We start from the raw sequence: 17,136 nt of genomic DNA on the forward strand, positions 1-17,136 counted from the left end.
AAAAAACATGCCCCGGACCAGGACCATACATCAATAAACCTGGTTGCGGGGCATTTTCCTATTAATTAATTATCCTTCTTGGCTGCTTTTGCCTCAGCCATCTTCATGGCGCGGACCTTTAAGGGCAGTCCGAACAGTGTGATGAAGCCGTCGGCGTCATGGTGGTCATACAAATCCCCTGTTGTGAAGGACGCCAGGGATTCGCTGTATAAGGAGTAGGGGGATGTGGTTCCGGCCTTGATGATGTTGCCCTTGTACAGTTTGAATTTCACTTCGCCTGTAACATATTCCTGGGTGGACTCAACAAATGCCTGGACCGCCTCGCGCAGAGGGGTGAACCATTTTCCTTCATATACAATCTGGGCCAGCTTATTGCCCATGTCCTTCTTGGCCTCCATGGTGGCGCGGTCTAATACCAGCTCCTCTAACTGCTGGTGTGCTTCCATAAGGATGGTTCCGCCCGGAGTCTCATACACGCCGTGGGACTTCATGCCCACCACACGGTTCTCCACGATGTCAACAATGCCGACGCCGTGCTTGCCGCCCAGTTCATTTAACTTGCGGATGATGTCGGAAACCTTCATCTTCTCGCCGTTAACGCTGGTGGGAACGCCTTTTTCAAAGGTCATGGTAACGTACTCGGCTTCGTCAGGCGCTTTCTCAGGGCTTACGCTTAACATCAGCAGATGGTCATAGTTCGGTTCCTTGGACGGATCCTCCAGCTCCAGGCCCTCATGGCTGATGTGCCAGAGGTTGCGGTCACGGCTGTAGCTGTTGTCAGCTGAGAAGGGAAGGTCGATGCCGTGCTGCTTGCAGTATTCAATCTCATCCTCACGTGACTGGATGGTCCATACATCGGTCATACGCCATGGAGCGATGATTTTAAGGTCAGGAGCCAGGGCCTTGATGCCCAGCTCGAAACGGATCTGGTCATTACCCTTGCCTGTGGCGCCATGGCAGATGGCGGTAGCGCCTTCCTTGCGGGCAATGTCAACCAGGCATTTTGCAATGGCGGGACGTGCCATGGATGTGCCTAAAAGGTACTTATACTCATACACTGCATTGGCCTTTACGCAAGGCATGATGTAGTTGTCGCAGAAATCATCCACCAGGTCCTCTATGTATAATTTGGAAGCGCCGGATAATTTGGCCCTCTCGTCAAGTCCGTCTAACTCATTGCCCTGGCCGCAGTCAATGCAACAGCAGATTACTTCATATCCAAAGTTTTCTTTTAACCACGGGATGATTGTGGTTGTATCCAGTCCGCCGGAATAAGCTAAAATTACTTTCTCTTTCATATTTATATCCTCCTGAAAATATCATATCTCAATGAACTTTCATAAATATACAACATTATGCAGGAAAATGCAAGCGGAAAAATAAAATATTTAAAAAAACTTGCATATTATGCATTTGTAATGTATAATTATGAAAATCGGGAAGCAAGCAGGGAAATACAGTGGATAAAAACCACAAAACAAGCTTTCCTTTTAAAGGAAAAGTAACTATAATGAAAATGCGAAGGAAGATGATTACATTATAATTATAAATGTAAATGAAGAAATATGAATGAAGGAGACTGAGTATGATTAAGGTAGGGATTATCGGTTCCACAGGATATGCGGGAGGGGAGCTGGCAAGGCTTCTGCTCCAAAGGGATGACATAGAGATTAAGTGGTATGGTTCCAGAAGCTACACCGGACAGAAATATGCGTCCCTGTACCCGAATATGTATAAAATCGTGGATGAGGAATGCATGGATGATAATATGAAGGAACTGGCCGGACAGGTGGACGTGGTGTTCACGGCAACGCCCCAGGGCTTATGCGCATCCTTGGTGGACGAGGAAATCCTGTCCATGGTTAAGGTCATTGATTTAAGCGCCGACTTCAGGATTAAGGATGTATCCGTATATGAGGAGTGGTACAAACTGACCCACGCCGCACCGCAGTTCATAGGGGAAGCGGTATACGGACTGCCTGAGGTCAACCGTGACAAGGTGAAAACCGCCAGGCTCATTGCCAATCCGGGTTGTTTCCCCACCTGCTCCTTCTTATCTGTCTATCCGCTGGTGAAGGAGGGACTGGTAGACCCAGGCACAATCATCATTGACGCCAAGTCCGGCACATCCGGCGCCGGCCGGGGAGCCAAGATGGACAGTCTGTACTGCGAAGTGAATGAGAATATCAAGGCGTACGGCGTGGGTACCCACAGACATACGCCGGAGATTGAGGAACAGCTATCCTATGCGGCGGGCCGGCCGGTGACCATCAGCTTCACTCCCCATCTGGTTCCCATGAACCGGGGAATCCTGGTGACTGCTTATGGTTCCCTTACAAAGGAAGTTACCTATGAAGAGGTAAAGGCTGTTTACGATAAGTATTATGAGGATGAATATTTTGTCCGCGTCCTGGAGAAGGATGTGGTGCCCCAGACCCGCTGGGTGGAGGGCAGCAACTTTGCGGACGTGAACTTTAAGATAGACCCAAGAACCAGGCGGATTGTGATGATGGGCGCCATTGACAACATGGTGAAGGGGGCGGCAGGCCAGGCCATCCAGAACATGAACCTGATGTTCGGTCTTCCGGAGAATACGGGGCTGAAGCAGATTCCTGTATTTCCATAGGCTGGCCGGGAAAGGAATTATCAGAACATGTCAGGAACAATGGATATACTTATCCGTGAGATGACCATGGAGGATTACGACCAGGTATATGACCTGTGGACGGAAATCAAAGGATTTGGGATCAGAAGCGTGGATGATTCCAGGGAAGGTGTGGAGCGTTTCCTTAAAAGGAATCCAACCACCAGCGTGGTGGCGGTCCAGAACGGCCATGTGGTGGGCAACATCCTGTGCGGCCACGACGGAAGGACCGGGTGTTTTTACCACGTGTGCGTTGCGCCGGGTTACAGGAAGCACGGAATCGGTTACCGTATGGTGCGCGCGGCCATGGAGGCCCTTCAGAAGGAGGGCGTGAGTAAAATCAGCCTGATTGCATTTAAAAGCAACGATGTGGGCAATGCTTTCTGGCAGGGAATCGGATGGACGGAACGGGAAGATGTGAACAGCTATGAGTTTATATTAAATGAGGAAAACATAACCAGGTTCGTGCGTTGACAGGGATGCATATGGATACCGGTATGAAAAACATATGGAATCATGCATAAGCATGCATAACCATATAAAGCTATATATAACCATATAGAACCAAGGATGAGCGGGATGGAGGAATGGAAATGAGTGAAGCGGCATTAAAGAAAATACCTGGGGGAGTGACGGCTGCAAAGGGATTTAAGGCAGCGTCCACGGCGGCAGGCATCAAATATAAGGACCGGAAGGATATGGCCATGATTTACAGCCAGGCCCCCTGCAGGTCGGCGGGTACATTTACCACCAATGTGGTGAAGGCTGCTCCTGTTAAGTGGGATAAGGAGCAGGTCACAGGCGGGGCAGCGGCCCATGCAGTGGTCATCAATGCGGGGATTGCCAACGCCTGCACCGGTGAGGAAGGCATGGCATACTGCAGCCGGACAGCGGCGGCAGCGGCCCAGGTCCTGGGGATACCGCAGGAGAGCGTACTGGTGGCGTCCACGGGCGTGATTGGGAAACAGCTTCCCATGGACCGGATTGAGGCCGGGGTTAAGGCCATGGCGCCTCTTCTTGACGGAAGCGTCCAGAGCGGCACCGATGCCTCCAGGGCCATCATGACCACCGACACGAAGAATAAGGAGGTGGCTGTCCAGGTTGAGCTGGGCGGCGTCCAGGTGACCATCGGGGGCATGTGCAAGGGTTCGGGCATGATTCATCCCAACATGTGCACCATGCTGGGGTTTGTGACCACGGACGCGGCCATCAGCAAGGAACTGCTGCAGGAAGCATTGAGCCAGGACATCAAGGATACATACAACATGATTTCCGTGGATGGGGACACCTCCACCAATGACACCGTGCTCGTGCTGGCCAACGGCCTGGCGGGAAATCCCGAAATCACGGAAAAGAACAGCGATTACATGGCCTTCTGCAAGGCGCTCAACTATATAAATGAAACCCTGTCTAAGAAAATGGCCGGGGACGGCGAGGGCTGCACCGCCCTGTTTGAGGTGACGGTGGAGGGCGCTGCCACAAAAGACCAGGCCAGGGTCCTGGCCAAATCCGTCATCACATCCAGCCTGACCAAGGCCGCCATATTCGGACATGACGCCAACTGGGGAAGGATCCTCTGCGCCATGGGTTACTCAGGCGCTGACTTTGACCCGGAAAAGGTGGACCTGTTCTTTGAGAGCGCGGCCGGCCGCATGCAGATCATAAAGGACGGCGTGGCAGTGGACTACAGCGAGGAGGAGGCCACGAAAATCCTGTCTGAACCGGAGGTCACTGCCATTGCGGACATTAAGATGGGGGATGCCCGGGCAACGGCCTGGGGCTGCGACCTTACCTATGATTATGTGAAGATAAATGCGGATTACAGGTCATAAGACCAGCCGGATAGGCATCAGGCAGCCGTCAGGCAGCCATAAGGAGGAAAATGAGATGAATTTGGAACCAATGCAGAAAGCAGCCGTGCTGATAGAGGCGCTTCCCTATATCCAGCGGTTTAACAGGAAGATTGTGGTGGTCAAGTACGGCGGGAGCGCCATGGTGGACGAGGAACTGAAGAAAAAGGTCATCCAGGATGTGGTGCTTTTAAAACTGGTAGGATTTAAGCCTATCATCGTCCATGGAGGCGGCAAGGAAATCAGCAGATGGGTAAGCAAGGTGGGGATGGAGCCTCAGTTCAAGAACGGATTGCGGGTTACGGATGAGCCTACCATGGAGATTGCGGAGATGGTGCTCAACAAGGTGAACAAGAGCCTGGTCCAGCTGGTCAATGAGCTGGGCATCCAGGCAGTGGGCATCAGCGGCAAGGACGGCATGATGTTAAAATGCCATAAGAAGCTTTCCGGCGGCGAGGACATCGGGTTTGTGGGCGATGTGGATGAGGTTGACCCGAAGATCATCTATGACCTGCTGGAAAAGGATTTCCTGCCCATCATCTGTCCCATTGGTTTTGACGGGGATTTCTACAGCTACAATATCAATGCCGATGACGCGGCCTGCGCCATAGCCACCGCGGTACAGGCTGAGAAGCTTGCATTCCTCACGGACGTGGAGGGCGTGTTTAAGGATTTTAACGATAAGGAGTCCCTGATATCCGAGATGACGGTGGAAGAGGCCCAGAATTTCGTGGACAGCGGTATGCTGGGCGGCGGCATGCTCCCTAAGCTCCAGAACTGCATCAATGCCATGAAGAACGGCGTGTCACGGGTACATATCATGGATGGGCGCATCCCCCACTGCCTCCTGTTGGAGGTCTTCACGGACAAAGGTATCGGCACTGCAATATTTAATTCTGAAGAAGATGAGAGGTACTATCATGGCTGACAATCAGTTGATGGAACGGGCGGAACACGTCCTTTATAAGACATATAACCGTTTTCCCGTGGTATTTGACCACGGGAAAGGAGTCATGCTGTACGATACGGAGGGCAATGAATATCTGGATTTTGGGGCAGGTATTGCGGTCATGGCCCTTGGATACGGCGATGAGGAATATACCAGGGCAGTGGAGGACCAGCTTCACAAGCTGACACACATTTCCAACCTGTTTTATAACCAGCCCTCAATTGAAGCCGGGGAAAAGCTGCTGGAGGTATCCCAGATGGATAAGGTTTTCTTTACCAACAGCGGGACCGAGGCCATTGAAGGCGCGTTGAAGATAGCGAAGCGCTGCCACTACAACATGCTCCGCCAGTCCATGGGGGACGGCAGCGACGGCTGTGAGGACGTGGAAATGGACCTGACCGGAGAAATCATTGCCATGAACCATTCCTTCCATGGCCGCAGCCTCGGCGCCCTGTCCGTGACAGGCAACGCACATTATCAGGAGCCGTTTAAACCACTGGTGCCGGGAATCCGCTTTGCAGACTTCAATGACCTTAAAAGCGTGGAAGCGCTGATTAATGATAAGACCTGCGCGGTCATCATGGAGACAATCCAGGGGGAAGGCGGCATTTACCCTGCAAGCGAAGCATTCATAAAAGGCGTCCGCAGACTCTGCGATGAACATGGCCTGCTTCTTATCCTGGATGAAATCCAGTGCGGCATGGGGCGTTCCGGGAAAATGTTCGCCTGGCAGCACTATGGGGTGAAGCCGGATGTGATGACCGTTGCAAAGGCCCTTGGAAACGGGCTTCCCATAGGCGCCTTCCTGGCCTGCGGCAAGGCGGCCGGGGCCATGGTGCCGGGGGACCATGGAACCACTTACGGCGGCAACCCGCTGGTGACCGCGGGCGCCAAGGCGGTCCTTGATATCTTTGAGGAGCGCCGCATTGTGGACCATGTAAAGGAAACCGGTGCATATCTTTCCGGGAAACTGGACCAGGTTGTGGAAAAGTATGCAGTTGTGAAGGAACGCCGCGGAATGGGCCTGATTCAGGGACTGGAACTGACCGGACCGGCTGCGCCCGTGGTGACCGCCGCTCTGCTGGAGCAGAAGCTGGTGCTTATCAGCGCGGGGACTAATATCATACGGTTCGTGCCGCCGCTGGTGATTGGGAAGGCGGATGTGGATGAGATGGTGAAGCGGCTGGAGGCTGCCATTGATTCGGCATACGGAAAATAGAAGATGGATTGTTGCGGATACAAAAGGAGGCAGGCCGGGCGGCCCGCCTCCTTTGAGCGGCTGCATCTTTCGAAGCATATATTACATATTATTGGGTATTTCTGAACTGTTTCCTGTAAGGAGGCAGTTTTCCGTAAGGATGTACTTTCATAATAAAGATTAATTTCCATACAAGGATGTATTTTCCATATAAGGAAACATTTCCATACAAAGATGTACTTTCCCATAAGAAATCGGGCATGCTGCCGGCGTAAGGCTGGCGGTATGCCCGATTTTTCCTGATGTTAAGATATTCTTTCGTTTTCATTTATAAAATGTTATATAAATAATGGATGAAATATTTAGTGTAAACATCTATAATGGCCTTATGAAATGAACAACCTGGCTGAAAGTGTTTATTTTTCTTGTAGTACAGGGCGATGTATGATATAACTGTATTAATATGAATAGTACAGTGCAGGCATGGATTCAGGAGGGCAGCATGAAAAGTGACAAAAGGACGGATGACATGGAGCGCAGGATTGCTCCGGACGCAATAGGGGATGGCATGCAAGACGGGACAATGGAAGGAACCGCAGAAGAGACAACGGAAGAGAAAACGGATAGGACAACGGATGGAATAACAGATGGAATGACGGATGGAATAACAGGCGGAATAACGGACGAAGGTATAAGGGAATCCGAAGAAATAGACCGCAGGGTAGAGGAACTGATGGCGCCGGAAGAGGATGACGGGAACGGCAGGAAAAAGAAAAAGAGGAAGAAGAAAAGAGAGGCCGGGGAAAAGAAGACGGGCCTTATAAAACGTATCAAAGGCTGGAGCCGCAGAAGGAAGATCCTTACGGCTGCCGGTGTGGTGGTCATCGCCCTTCTGGCTGGTTCAAAGCTTGGGGGAGGCGGCAAAAGCCCGGGAATCATGGTGGATGTGATGCCTCTGGCAAAACAGGCCATACAGGAGAAGCTGTCCCTCAGTGGTCCTGTGTCCGGTACCGACAGCGTTGACGTGGTATCCAATATCCATGCCGAGATTGTGACCATGAACGTAAAAGAAGGCGACCAGGTAAAGAAGGACCAGGTGCTGGCGGTGTTGGACAGCACGGACCTGGAGCGGGAAGTGCAGATTGCCCAGAACGCATACGACCTTGCTGTGAATAACAAGCAGGAAAAAGATAAGGAAGCGGCCCTTGGATACGAGAAGGCAGTCCAGGACTTCCAGAAAGCCAGCCTGGACCACAGCCGCAACAGCCAGCTGTTTGCCAGCGGCGACATTTCCCAGATGGAAATGGAGGCCAGCGCCAACGCGCTGAACGATGCCAGACGCGCCATGGAAGGATATACCGTGGAAAACGGCAGGGGCAGGGCGGATAAATCCTATGACATACAGATAGAGAATGCAAGGTTTGACCTGGAGAAGAAAAAGGAAGAGCTGGAAAATACACAGATAAAGAGCACCATTGACGGAACCGTGGTCCGGGTGAATTCCAAGGTTGGCCAGTTTGCCGACAAGGTGGAGGATGACAAGCCCATATTCAGCATCGAGAATCTGGAGCAGCTGGAACTGGAGATTAAGGTCAGCGAGTTTTCCATCGGCAAGGTGAAGGTAGGGCAGGAAGCGGTCATCAGCGCGGACATTCTGGATGGAGGTACCGTTAATGGCGAGGTCATTAAGATTTCTCCCACAGGCGAGGAAAAGGGCGGCGGTTCAACGGAGCGCGTCATCCCCACAACCATCCGCGTGGACGGTCAGGATACCAAGCTGATTGCAGGCATTACTGCCAAGGCGGAACTCCTGATCCGTGAAGCAGAAGACGCGTTCGTGGTGCCGACCACCGCGCTTTTGGATGAAGGGGACACTACATATATTTTGATTGTCCAGGATATGAAGATTAAGCGGATACCGGTAACCCTTGGGGTGGACGGGGATGTGTCCGTGGAGGTCATCCCGGCAGACGACACGGTTCTGGAAGAAGGGATGCAGGTTGTCATGAACCCGGGACCCCACCTTATGGACGGCACAGATGTTATTGTGCGTCCGCAGTAGGGGGAGGCGCCTTATGATAAAAAGTAAGAAGACCATGGATGCAGGCAGCGGCGGTCCGGCCCGGATTTCCAAAGAAGATATCATCAAAATGGTCCTGCGCAGGAAAAAGCCGCTCCATGAGACAGCAGGAAGCGGTCCCCTCCTGAAGCTTGAGAACCTGGTCAAGATATATGACACAGGCGCCATCAAGGTGCTGGGCCTTAAAAAGATAAACCTGACCGTGGACCGCGGGGAGTTCGTGGCAATCATGGGACATTCCGGTTCCGGTAAATCCACCCTGATGAACATACTGGGGTGCCTGGACCGGCCCACCCTGGGGCATTATTATCTGGATGGCGTGGATGTGGCTGAGATGACGCCGGATGAACTTTCTGATATCAGGAACCGGAAGATTGGGTTTGTGTTCCAGTCCTTTAACCTGATATCCAGGACCTCCGCGCTTAAGAATGTGGAACTTCCCATGACCTATGCCAGGGTTCCCAAGGCAAAGCGTGTGGAGCGTGCGCATATGCTGTTGGAACGGGTGGGGCTGGGCGCAAGGCAGGACCATATGCCCAATGAGCTTTCAGGCGGACAGCGCCAGAGGGTTGCCATTGCCAGGGCACTGGCCAACGAGCCGCCTTTAATCCTGGCGGATGAGCCTACCGGTAACCTGGACACGGCTTCCTCCATTGAAATCATGGAACTGTTCCGGCAGCTTCACAAAGAAGGGGCCACGGTTGTGGTGGTAACCCATGAGGAAGACATAGCCGCATTCGCGGACCGGGTCATCCGGTTCAGCGACGGGCAGGTACAGAGTGATACACTTAACACCCATCATCCGGGCGGAGGTCCGGATGACAGGGTGGAAGATATGCTAAAAGTGGAAGATATCCTAAAAGAGGAGGCAGAAGATGCTGATTGAGAATATGAAGATGGCATTTTCCGCCATCCGCGCCAATAAGATGCGTTCCGCCCTGACCATGCTGGGCATCATCATCGGTATTGGATCCGTCATATCCATTGTATCCATCGGCGATACCATGAGAGGATTGTTCGCCGATTTGTATAAGGATGTGGGAATCACCCAGGCGTATTTCTCCATCGGGTACTGGGTGGATGATGTGAGGCAGAGCGACTATTTTAACCTGGATGAGATGGAGCGGGCCAGGGAGGCCTTCAGCGACCAGATTGCGTATATTGACAGCAGCGCCTTTACCAGCGATGAAGCCTCCTATAAGCGGACAAAGATTAAGTTCGATTATCAGGGCATTGATTATAATTACCAGGATGTACAGCCTGTGAACATTGTGTACGGGCGTTATCTGAACGAGGGCGATATCCTTGGCAGGAAAAAGAATGTGGTCATGGATACGGACAGCGCCAGGATGCTGTTTGGGGTGGAAAATGCAGTGGGCAAGACCTTCAGGACCACCCTGTACGGCTCCACCGATGATTTTACGGTGGTGGGCGTGTACCGGAAAAATATCAATGCCTTCCAGGCCCTCATGATGGGCGGCAGCAACAGCGATAAGGGGTCGGCGTTCATTCCCTATACCCTGCTGACATGGCCCAATGATAATTTTTACCAGCTGCACGTGTATGCAAAGGAGGATGTGAACCTGGACCTGTTTTTCAGCCAGTTCAAATCCTATGTTGCGAAAATGCACGGCAGGCAGCCCGAGGATATCTATATGTACACAGCCATGCAGGAGATGACCTCCGTGGATTCCATGATGGGAGGCCTGTCCATGGCGGTGGGTGGGATTGCGGCCATATCCCTTCTGGTCGGAGGCATCGGCATCATGAACATCATGCTGGTATCCGTGACCGAGAGGACCAGGGAAATCGGTATCAGGAAAGCCCTGGGCGCCAGGACCCGTGATGTACTGATCCAGTTCCTGACAGAATCCGCCATATTGTCGGCGTGCGGAGGCATCATCGGGGTAATCATGGGCGTTGGGCTTGTGTCCATGGGAGGAGCGCTCCTTGGGATGCCGGTCATCATTAAGCCGGGAGTCATACTGGTGGCTGTATCCTTTTCAGCTGTGGTTGGAATCTTTTTCGGACTCTACCCGGCGTCCAAGGCAGCCAAGTCAGATCCCATTGATGCGCTGCGGTATGAGTAGGGTAGTATGGCTGTATGGCAGCACAAAGTGAAACGGTTCATGTGTGCCGGAAGAAAGAACCAGATCATCTTCCGGCGTGCATTGGAAAAGAGGTAGTGGATGACAGAGAACAGAAGGAAGGCAGAAGATAGGCTGAAAACATATGGCGGTGTTCGTGAACATGCGGCCAATGGACGCGTTATCGGAGGAGCGGACAGCGCAGCCGGAAAAACAGCTGGAAAAAAATCCGGCAAAAAAGCTGGCAAACAATCTGTCAGGATGCCTGGCGCAAGTACGGTCAGGAATCCGGGTATGCGCCTTAGGATACTGTGCCTGGCGGCATCTTTAAGCGTATCACTTCCGGTGACAGCATGGGCCAGCCCGGAGTTTGCCTATTCCACGGAAAAATGGGCGTCCCTCAGGGATAATGTGATGGAATATGAGGAGCTGGCGGACCTGATTCATGAATACAATGCAACCATAATCAACAACCGGCTTGAGTATGATGATTATAGGGGCAAGAGCAACGATGACCTGAAAAACGCATATCAGGACGTGGCTGACCATCTCTATGATGCCAGCGATAAAATGATGGATACCACGGACGAGGACCAGCCGGGATACGGGAGCGTGGCTGCCAACGCAGCCCTTTCACGGGTTCAGGCCGAGCAGAACCAGGACACGGCCGATGCCATGAATGAGGACGGCTATGTAAAGAAAATGGAATATGACAGACAGGAGGCTTCCCTTGTAAAGGAGGCCCAGACCAAAATGAATTCTTACTGGCAGAAAGCCAAACAGACGCCTGCACTGGAGGAAGCGGCCCGTACAGCCCAGAGCCAGTATGAATCCATGGGCGTAAAGGCAGCCCAGGGCATGGCGACCCAGGCAGAACTTCTGGCGGCCCAGGAAAAAGTAGAGGCGGCCAGGGCAGCCATAGAAACCAATGAAAAGGAACAGGACGCGCTCCGCCGTGAACTGTGTGTGATGACGGGCTGGAGCTATGACGCTGAACCGGAGATACGGGAAATCAGCATACCGGGGATGGAGGAAGTGGACCGGATTGACCTGGCAGCTGATAAGGAAAAGGCCCAGGAAACCAACTACAGCCAGGCTGCCAATGAACGCCGCCTGAAGCACACTGGCAATGGGAACCAGTTTGACGTCATGGTGCGGAAGGTGGAAAGCGGACTGCAGCACATAGAGGCTGATGTGGAAGCCAGATACAAGCAGCTGAAACAGGCCCAGTCAGACTATATACAGGCAGAGGGCGAGTACCAGGTAGAAGCCAGAAGCGCACAGGCAGCAGAACGCCGCTACCAGCTGGGAGCCATTTCCAAAAATGAATACCTGCAGCAGCAGGGCGGCCTGGCATCCAAGGAGTCGTCCAGGGATATCGCGGGCCTGAAATTCAGGCAGGCCTTGGAGGACTACCGCTGGGCCGTGAACGGGCTGGCGCAGACAGAAGGGGCGTGACAGGATGGGATTCAGATATAAGCGGGAACATATGCCCGGCTTTTGGGACCCGGCGGGGCGCAGGGATGGACATGGTGCAGGAGTGGTATTTGAACGGCAGGCCGGACGCGGACGTATAACCGGAGTACTGACCAGTCCTTCCGCCAGGTTCCTGGCCCTGTTACTCTCCTGTGCAATGCTGGCCGGAACCGGCGCGGTCCCGGCAAAGGACGGAACCGGTGTGGTGTGGGCGGATGGGATTCCGGCAGGCGCAGATGGGATTCCGGCAGATGCGGATGAGTCCATGGTCATCCGATACAGCGACCTTCCGGAGCTGGTAAAGGCCTATTCGCCTCAGGTGGAGATGGAACGCATCCAATATGAAAGCAGGCTGGGCCGGTATGAGTCTGCCAGGGAAGATATCATGGAGACAAGACGCCTTTTAAGGGAAGAGGCGGATGACATGGAGGAAAACGGAGACACCGAGGGCGCCAGAAGTTACCGCGCCCAGGCAAAAATCCTTGAAGATGCAGCCAAGGACATAGATAAGCAGATACGGTCTGCTAAAGGCAGTTCCAGCACCATGTCGCTGCGGAAGATGGAAGATACCATGATATGGACGGCCCAGAGCCTTATGGGTACCTACCACAGCCTGAGGGCGGAGCAGGAGAGTGCTGCTGCCAACGCTGAGCTTATGCAGGGAAAATATGAGAAGGCAGTAAGACAGGCAGCCCTTGGGACCATTTCGCAGGCTGATGCGGACGAGGCGGGAAAGGCTGCCCAGGCAGCTGTGAACACTGCCCAGGCCCTTGCAGACGACATGGGACGTGTCAGAAAAAATCTTCTCATGGTCATTGGGTATCCGGCGGATTCTGCTGCTGTAATCGACTCCATGCCGTTACCGGAGCAGGGACGGATGGACAATATCACCCTGGAAGTGGACAAATGGAGGGCGATGGGCAATAACTATGAGCTTAGACAGCAAAGAGGCGGCGCCTCCGGCGGAACCAACAAAGAACTTCACGCCCGTCAGAGAGCCATCAACCAGGAGGAAGAAAACCTGTATGCGCAGATTGATACCCTGTACCAGGACGCATTAGCCAGCCGGACCGCATGGCAAGGCGCCTGTACGGCCCAGGCTGCCAGGGAGGCAGAGTGGAAGGCGGCATCCCGCAGGATGGAACTGGGTATGCTGTCCAGACAGGAATATATGGAGGCCAGGGCAGCGTATCTTGACGGGGTGGCTGCAAAGGCCCAGGCTGATGTTAATTTTCAACAGGCGATGGACACCTATGACTGGGCGGTAAAGGGATTGACCGGAATCTGATATATACATGACAGAAGTGCTGATGGAAAAAGCAGTGCTGTTTTATAAAGGGTAAGAGGGATAAAAAGAATGGAAAAAGGGGTAAACCGTACCTGACATCAAGGCTACGGTTTACCCCTTTTTCCTATTTTCCAAAGAAACTGGAAGCCATGACCTTTTTTATAAATTCTGGCTGAATCAGTGGGTAGGTCCATTCAGAGGGAGGTCCGGGAAACAGCCGTACTTCTTCTATCTCTGACTCCGGCTTTTCACCAAAACGGAATATTTCCGCATAATACAGCATGCCGAAGGTTTCCTGTCCCGTGGCGTTTACCCGGTTTTTCCCAGTGACGGAATATACACATACAGGCGACATCGTAAACTCCGCGGCCCCTGTTTCCTCAAATAATTCCCTTTCAGCGGTACGCCGGATATCCTCATTTGTCTCACGGTGACCGCCTGGCACCTCAAACGTAGGACGGTCCCTATGCCTGCAGAACACCCATGCCCCCATATGCCGCGCCACGATGACCGCAAACTTGATTTTATCATCCTCAACATCCATACAATCATAGAACTTTACTTCCATCATTACTTCCCACCCCATCCTGGCTTAAAAAGCCCATCAACCGTAGTCCCCAGTTCCTGAGCCAGATGGAATGCCAAAGCCAGGGTAGGGTCATACTTATTATTCTCTATGGCGTTCACTGTCTGGCGGGAAACACCGCACTTCCCAGCCAGTTCCTCCTGGGAAATACCCCTTTCCTTACGCCTTTCCCGAATCGAATTCTCCATGCTCAGTCACCATATTTTCTTCTGTAATACAGAAGATGCGCTAAATAAATGATGGAACTAACGGTCAGGGTAATAAACGGATTCATCCCCTCCACAGAAACGCCCTTTGTAACCGAATGGTACAGACCTTCAATCACACAGAATAGGATATATACTACTATGACAGCAAATGTCCCGGCTTATTTATAAAAAACTGGGAAATAATGGAATACATGGAAAACAAGGACAGAAATATAGTTAAGATACCACCAGAAAAAACAGGACCTTCGGATTAGACCTGAGCATGTGGTTATTCCCCTCATACCGGATTCAAGGGAAGCAGTAGGAAGCAGTAACAACAATACGCAGCCGCTGGGTGGAATGGGGATGGGGAGACAGATGCACCCCACCCCAGACCCTTAAATCCTCAGCATCCTATACCCCACCCCCACATGCGTCTGTATATACTGTGGCTGGGAAGGTTCTTTTTCAATCTTTTTGCGCAGGGAAGCCATGAACACCCGCAGGGAGGCCACGTCCCCTTCCCAGGCAGCGCCCCAGATTTCCCGGGTAATATAGGAATGGGTCAGAACCTTTCCCACATTGTGGGCCAGAAGGCAGAGGAGCTTATACTCATATGGCGTCAGGTGAAGTTCCTCACCATCTAAGGAGGCGTACCCGGCCGCATAATCAATGGTCAGCCCGCCGTTGGTAAACACGGAGGACTGGACATCTTCCAGGGACTGCATGTAGTTTAAGCGCCGCTGGGTGGAGCGGAGCCTGGCTAACAGCTCATCCACGGAAAAGGGCTTTGTCAGATAATCATCTGCGCCAGCGTCCAGGGCGGCAATCTTATCATCATCCCCGCTTCTGGCACTGATGACAATGATGGGCATGTTGGACCAGGACCGGATTTTCCGTATCACATCCACCCCGTCCATGTCAGGCAGGCCAAGATCCAGAAGGACGATGTCCGGCCGCTGGGAAGCAGCGATCAGGATGCCCTGTTCCCCTTTATCAGCCCATATGTAATGGTATTCATGCATCTCCAGCGTGGTTGCAATCAGATTCTTTATGGCTTTATCATCCTCGATGATTAAAATTCCTGCCTTATTCATGGAAAGATACCTCCTCTGCGGGTAATGTAAGCCGGAAAATGCTTCCGGACGGTGTGTTATCCAATACTTCGATGGTTCCTTTATGTGCATTCAGGATTGCCCTGCACAGGGGCAGTCCAAGGCCCATGCCGCGTTTCCCGTCCGCGGATTTGTGGCCGGTGGTATAAAACATCTGGAAAATCCTGTCTTTGGATTCATCCGGGATTCCCGGGCCATTATCGCTGACTTCTATGACGGCATTTCCATTATCTTTATAACTTTTTATGGTGATGCTGGAGCCATCGGGCGTGTACTTGATGGCATTGTCAACCAGGTTTGTGATGACCTGTATGATCAGCTGCGCATCCACGCATGCCAGGATGTAATCCCCTTCCTGTGTTACATGGATGGAGTGGTTTTCGTGCCTCCGGTTCACGTGGCGCATGGCCTCGTCAATGACCTCCTCGAGAAGCTCGGTCTCCATGTGCAGCTGGACCGCGCCGCCTTCCATCCTGGTGATGGAGAGCAGGTTCTCCACCAGGGAAATCAGCCACATGGAATCATCGTAGATATCGCTGTAGATACGGTGCTTGTGGGCTTCGTCCAGCGTACCCGCGTCCTTTAACAGGACACCGGCGTTGCCGGAAATGCTGGTAAGTGGGGTGCGCAGGTCGTGGGACATGGAGCGCAGCAGGTTGCTGCGGAGCTGTTCCGCCTTGGCCATGGCGGTTTCTTCTTCCCTTTTCCTGGAAATGAATTCTTTTTCCATGGAGGTGGCGCATTGGTTCAGGATGGCAATTGCAAGACTGTTTTCAAAGTCATCCGGCTCTGTCTCACCCATCCGTATTCCGATAACCCCATAAACCGTTCCGGCGCTTTGGACCGGAAGATAGTGGAATGCGGCCGTGGACAGGATGGAAGTGGCGGCTCCGGTTTCATTTCCCTCCATATAACATTTTCTGGCAGCGGACATTTCCTCCAGTGTGTCGGGGGAAGGCCCGCGGCTTCCCGGGTGCGGGGAGCAGTCCGTAAAGCTGACCGGCGGCAATATGCCGTTCCCATCCGTCTGGAAACATGCAATGTCACGTTTTAGGAGTTTATTCAGCTGGGTTGCGGCGGCAAAAAGGATGCCGTCCGGCTCCCCGGCTTTCTGAAGTATCTGGCTGGTGTCAAGGATGACGCCGGAGCGGTAGGCATCCTGCTGGGACAGCCGCGCCTTTTCCTTTATCTGTACCGTGTAGGTGCTGGTAAAGACAGCCGCCAGGAAGGTGATTAAAAGTGTGAGCTGGGTGCCTGCGTCCTCTGCCTTGAGCACGAACATGGGTTCTGTGAAAATATAGTTGAACAGCAGGACGCTGGCCAGGGATGCGGCTGTGCTGTACCATCTGCTGGAAGTGACGGCCGCAACCACAAGAACACCCAGGATATATACGGTTATGACATTGGTCTGGGAAAGCCCCATTGCCTCCAAAAGAAAGCCGATGGCCGTGGTCAGCGCCAGGACGGCGGCTGTTTTCAGGGTGTCGGCGAGCTTTGTATGCTTCATGATTCCTATCCTCCTTGTACGGCGGCAGCGGTCCTTACGGGGAACTGCCGCGTAACGCCTGACGTCATTATAACATAATCCAACCGTATTCAACAGTAAGTTGGCAGTATCTTTATATAATCTTTATACCAAGGCTGTTTCCGTTATACCTGTTTTATGCGAACCATG

General features: G+C 52.7%; 17 protein-coding genes. 11 read left to right on the plus strand and 6 right to left on the minus strand.

Annotated features, from left to right (window positions below):
- Positions 1–65 precede the first annotated feature (65 nt).
- Positions 66–1,298, minus strand: coding sequence for an argininosuccinate synthase (locus LK536_RS36655; RefSeq protein WP_008721409.1), 1,233 nt, complete (start codon positions 1,296–1,298; stop codon positions 66–68).
- 57 nt (positions 1,299–1,355) lie between these two features.
- On the opposite strand from LK536_RS36655, the gene LK536_RS36660 reads away from it, so the two are divergent.
- From LK536_RS36660 to LK536_RS36685, 6 genes are all read left to right on the plus strand, one after another.
- The gene (locus LK536_RS36660; RefSeq protein WP_506092094.1) at positions 1,356–1,505 is read left to right on the plus strand and encodes a hypothetical protein; all 150 of its coding nucleotides are present in this window, start codon (positions 1,356–1,358) and stop codon (positions 1,503–1,505) included.
- A gap of 80 nt (positions 1,506–1,585) precedes the next feature.
- Positions 1,586–2,626, plus strand: coding sequence for an N-acetyl-gamma-glutamyl-phosphate reductase (gene argC, locus LK536_RS36665; RefSeq protein WP_008721411.1), 1,041 nt, complete (start codon positions 1,586–1,588; stop codon positions 2,624–2,626).
- Positions 2,627–2,653: 27 nt separating this feature from the next.
- Positions 2,654–3,118: a GNAT family N-acetyltransferase gene (locus tag LK536_RS36670; RefSeq protein ID WP_008721412.1), complete on the plus strand. Its 465-nt coding sequence runs from the start codon at positions 2,654–2,656 to the stop codon at positions 3,116–3,118.
- 119 nt (positions 3,119–3,237) lie between these two features.
- Complete coding sequence (argJ, locus tag LK536_RS36675) at positions 3,238–4,476, plus strand: bifunctional glutamate N-acetyltransferase/amino-acid acetyltransferase ArgJ (RefSeq protein ID WP_227795230.1); 1,239 nt, start codon at positions 3,238–3,240, stop codon at positions 4,474–4,476.
- Positions 4,477–4,531: 55 nt separating this feature from the next.
- Positions 4,532–5,422: an acetylglutamate kinase gene (gene argB / locus LK536_RS36680; protein ID WP_008721415.1), complete on the plus strand. Its 891-nt coding sequence runs from the start codon at positions 4,532–4,534 to the stop codon at positions 5,420–5,422.
- Entirely contained in the window at positions 5,415–6,662 is a 1,248-nt protein-coding gene (locus LK536_RS36685; RefSeq protein ID WP_227795231.1) for an aspartate aminotransferase family protein, read from the plus strand. The genes argB and LK536_RS36685 overlap by 8 nt, the downstream gene beginning before the upstream one ends.
- Before the next feature lie 88 nt (positions 6,663–6,750).
- On the opposite strand, the gene LK536_RS36690 is transcribed toward LK536_RS36685, so the two are convergent.
- Positions 6,751–6,969 carry a hypothetical protein gene (locus LK536_RS36690; protein WP_506092095.1) on the minus strand — a complete coding sequence of 73 codons (219 nt, stop codon included), beginning with the start codon at positions 6,967–6,969 and terminating at the stop codon, positions 6,751–6,753.
- 174 nt (positions 6,970–7,143) lie between these two features.
- Between LK536_RS36690 and LK536_RS36695 the strand changes: the two genes are divergently transcribed.
- The 5 genes from LK536_RS36695 (at position 7,144) to LK536_RS36715 (ending at position 13,572) form a co-directional block, all read left to right on the plus strand.
- Positions 7,144–8,703, plus strand: a complete 1,560-nt coding sequence (locus LK536_RS36695; protein WP_227795232.1) for an efflux RND transporter periplasmic adaptor subunit — start codon at positions 7,144–7,146, stop codon at positions 8,701–8,703.
- Between the two features lie 88 nt (positions 8,704–8,791).
- Positions 8,792–9,607 (plus strand): ABC transporter ATP-binding protein, encoded by an 816-nt coding sequence (locus LK536_RS36700; RefSeq protein WP_120057749.1) that lies wholly within the window; start codon positions 8,792–8,794, stop codon positions 9,605–9,607.
- Positions 9,597–10,811: an ABC transporter permease gene (locus tag LK536_RS36705; protein WP_008721425.1), complete on the plus strand. Its 1,215-nt coding sequence runs from the start codon at positions 9,597–9,599 to the stop codon at positions 10,809–10,811. Before LK536_RS36700 ends, LK536_RS36705 begins: the two co-directional genes overlap by 11 nt.
- 99 nt (positions 10,812–10,910) lie before the next feature.
- Positions 10,911–12,266, plus strand: a complete 1,356-nt coding sequence (locus LK536_RS36710; protein ID WP_227795233.1) for a coiled-coil domain-containing protein — start codon at positions 10,911–10,913, stop codon at positions 12,264–12,266.
- Positions 12,267–12,270: 4 nt separating this feature from the next.
- On the plus strand, positions 12,271–13,572 hold the full coding sequence (locus tag LK536_RS36715) for a hypothetical protein (protein WP_227795234.1): 1,302 nt from the start codon (positions 12,271–12,273) through the stop codon (positions 13,570–13,572).
- A gap of 124 nt (positions 13,573–13,696) precedes the next feature.
- Here LK536_RS36715 and LK536_RS36720 read toward each other — a convergent pair whose 3' ends face one another.
- The 4 genes from LK536_RS36720 to LK536_RS36735 all read right to left on the minus strand — a co-directional run bounded on the left by LK536_RS36720 (position 13,697) and on the right by LK536_RS36735 (position 16,968).
- Positions 13,697–14,158, minus strand: coding sequence for an NUDIX domain-containing protein (locus LK536_RS36720; RefSeq protein ID WP_506092096.1), 462 nt, complete (start codon positions 14,156–14,158; stop codon positions 13,697–13,699).
- Positions 14,143–14,346, minus strand: coding sequence for a helix-turn-helix transcriptional regulator (locus LK536_RS36725; protein ID WP_008721433.1), 204 nt, complete (start codon positions 14,344–14,346; stop codon positions 14,143–14,145). Before LK536_RS36725 ends, LK536_RS36720 begins: the two co-directional genes overlap by 16 nt.
- Before the next feature lie 398 nt (positions 14,347–14,744).
- Entirely contained in the window at positions 14,745–15,443 is a 699-nt protein-coding gene (locus LK536_RS36730; RefSeq protein WP_227795235.1) for a response regulator, read from the minus strand.
- The gene (locus tag LK536_RS36735) at positions 15,436–16,968 is read right to left on the minus strand and encodes an ATP-binding protein (protein ID WP_025483461.1); all 1,533 of its coding nucleotides are present in this window, start codon (positions 16,966–16,968) and stop codon (positions 15,436–15,438) included. The genes LK536_RS36730 and LK536_RS36735 overlap by 8 nt, the downstream gene beginning before the upstream one ends.
- Between the last annotated feature and the right edge of the window lie 168 nt (positions 16,969–17,136).

The organism is Clostridium pacaense, assembly GCF_020709765.2.
GTDB lineage: Bacteria > Bacillota > Clostridia > Lachnospirales > Lachnospiraceae > Enterocloster > Enterocloster hominis.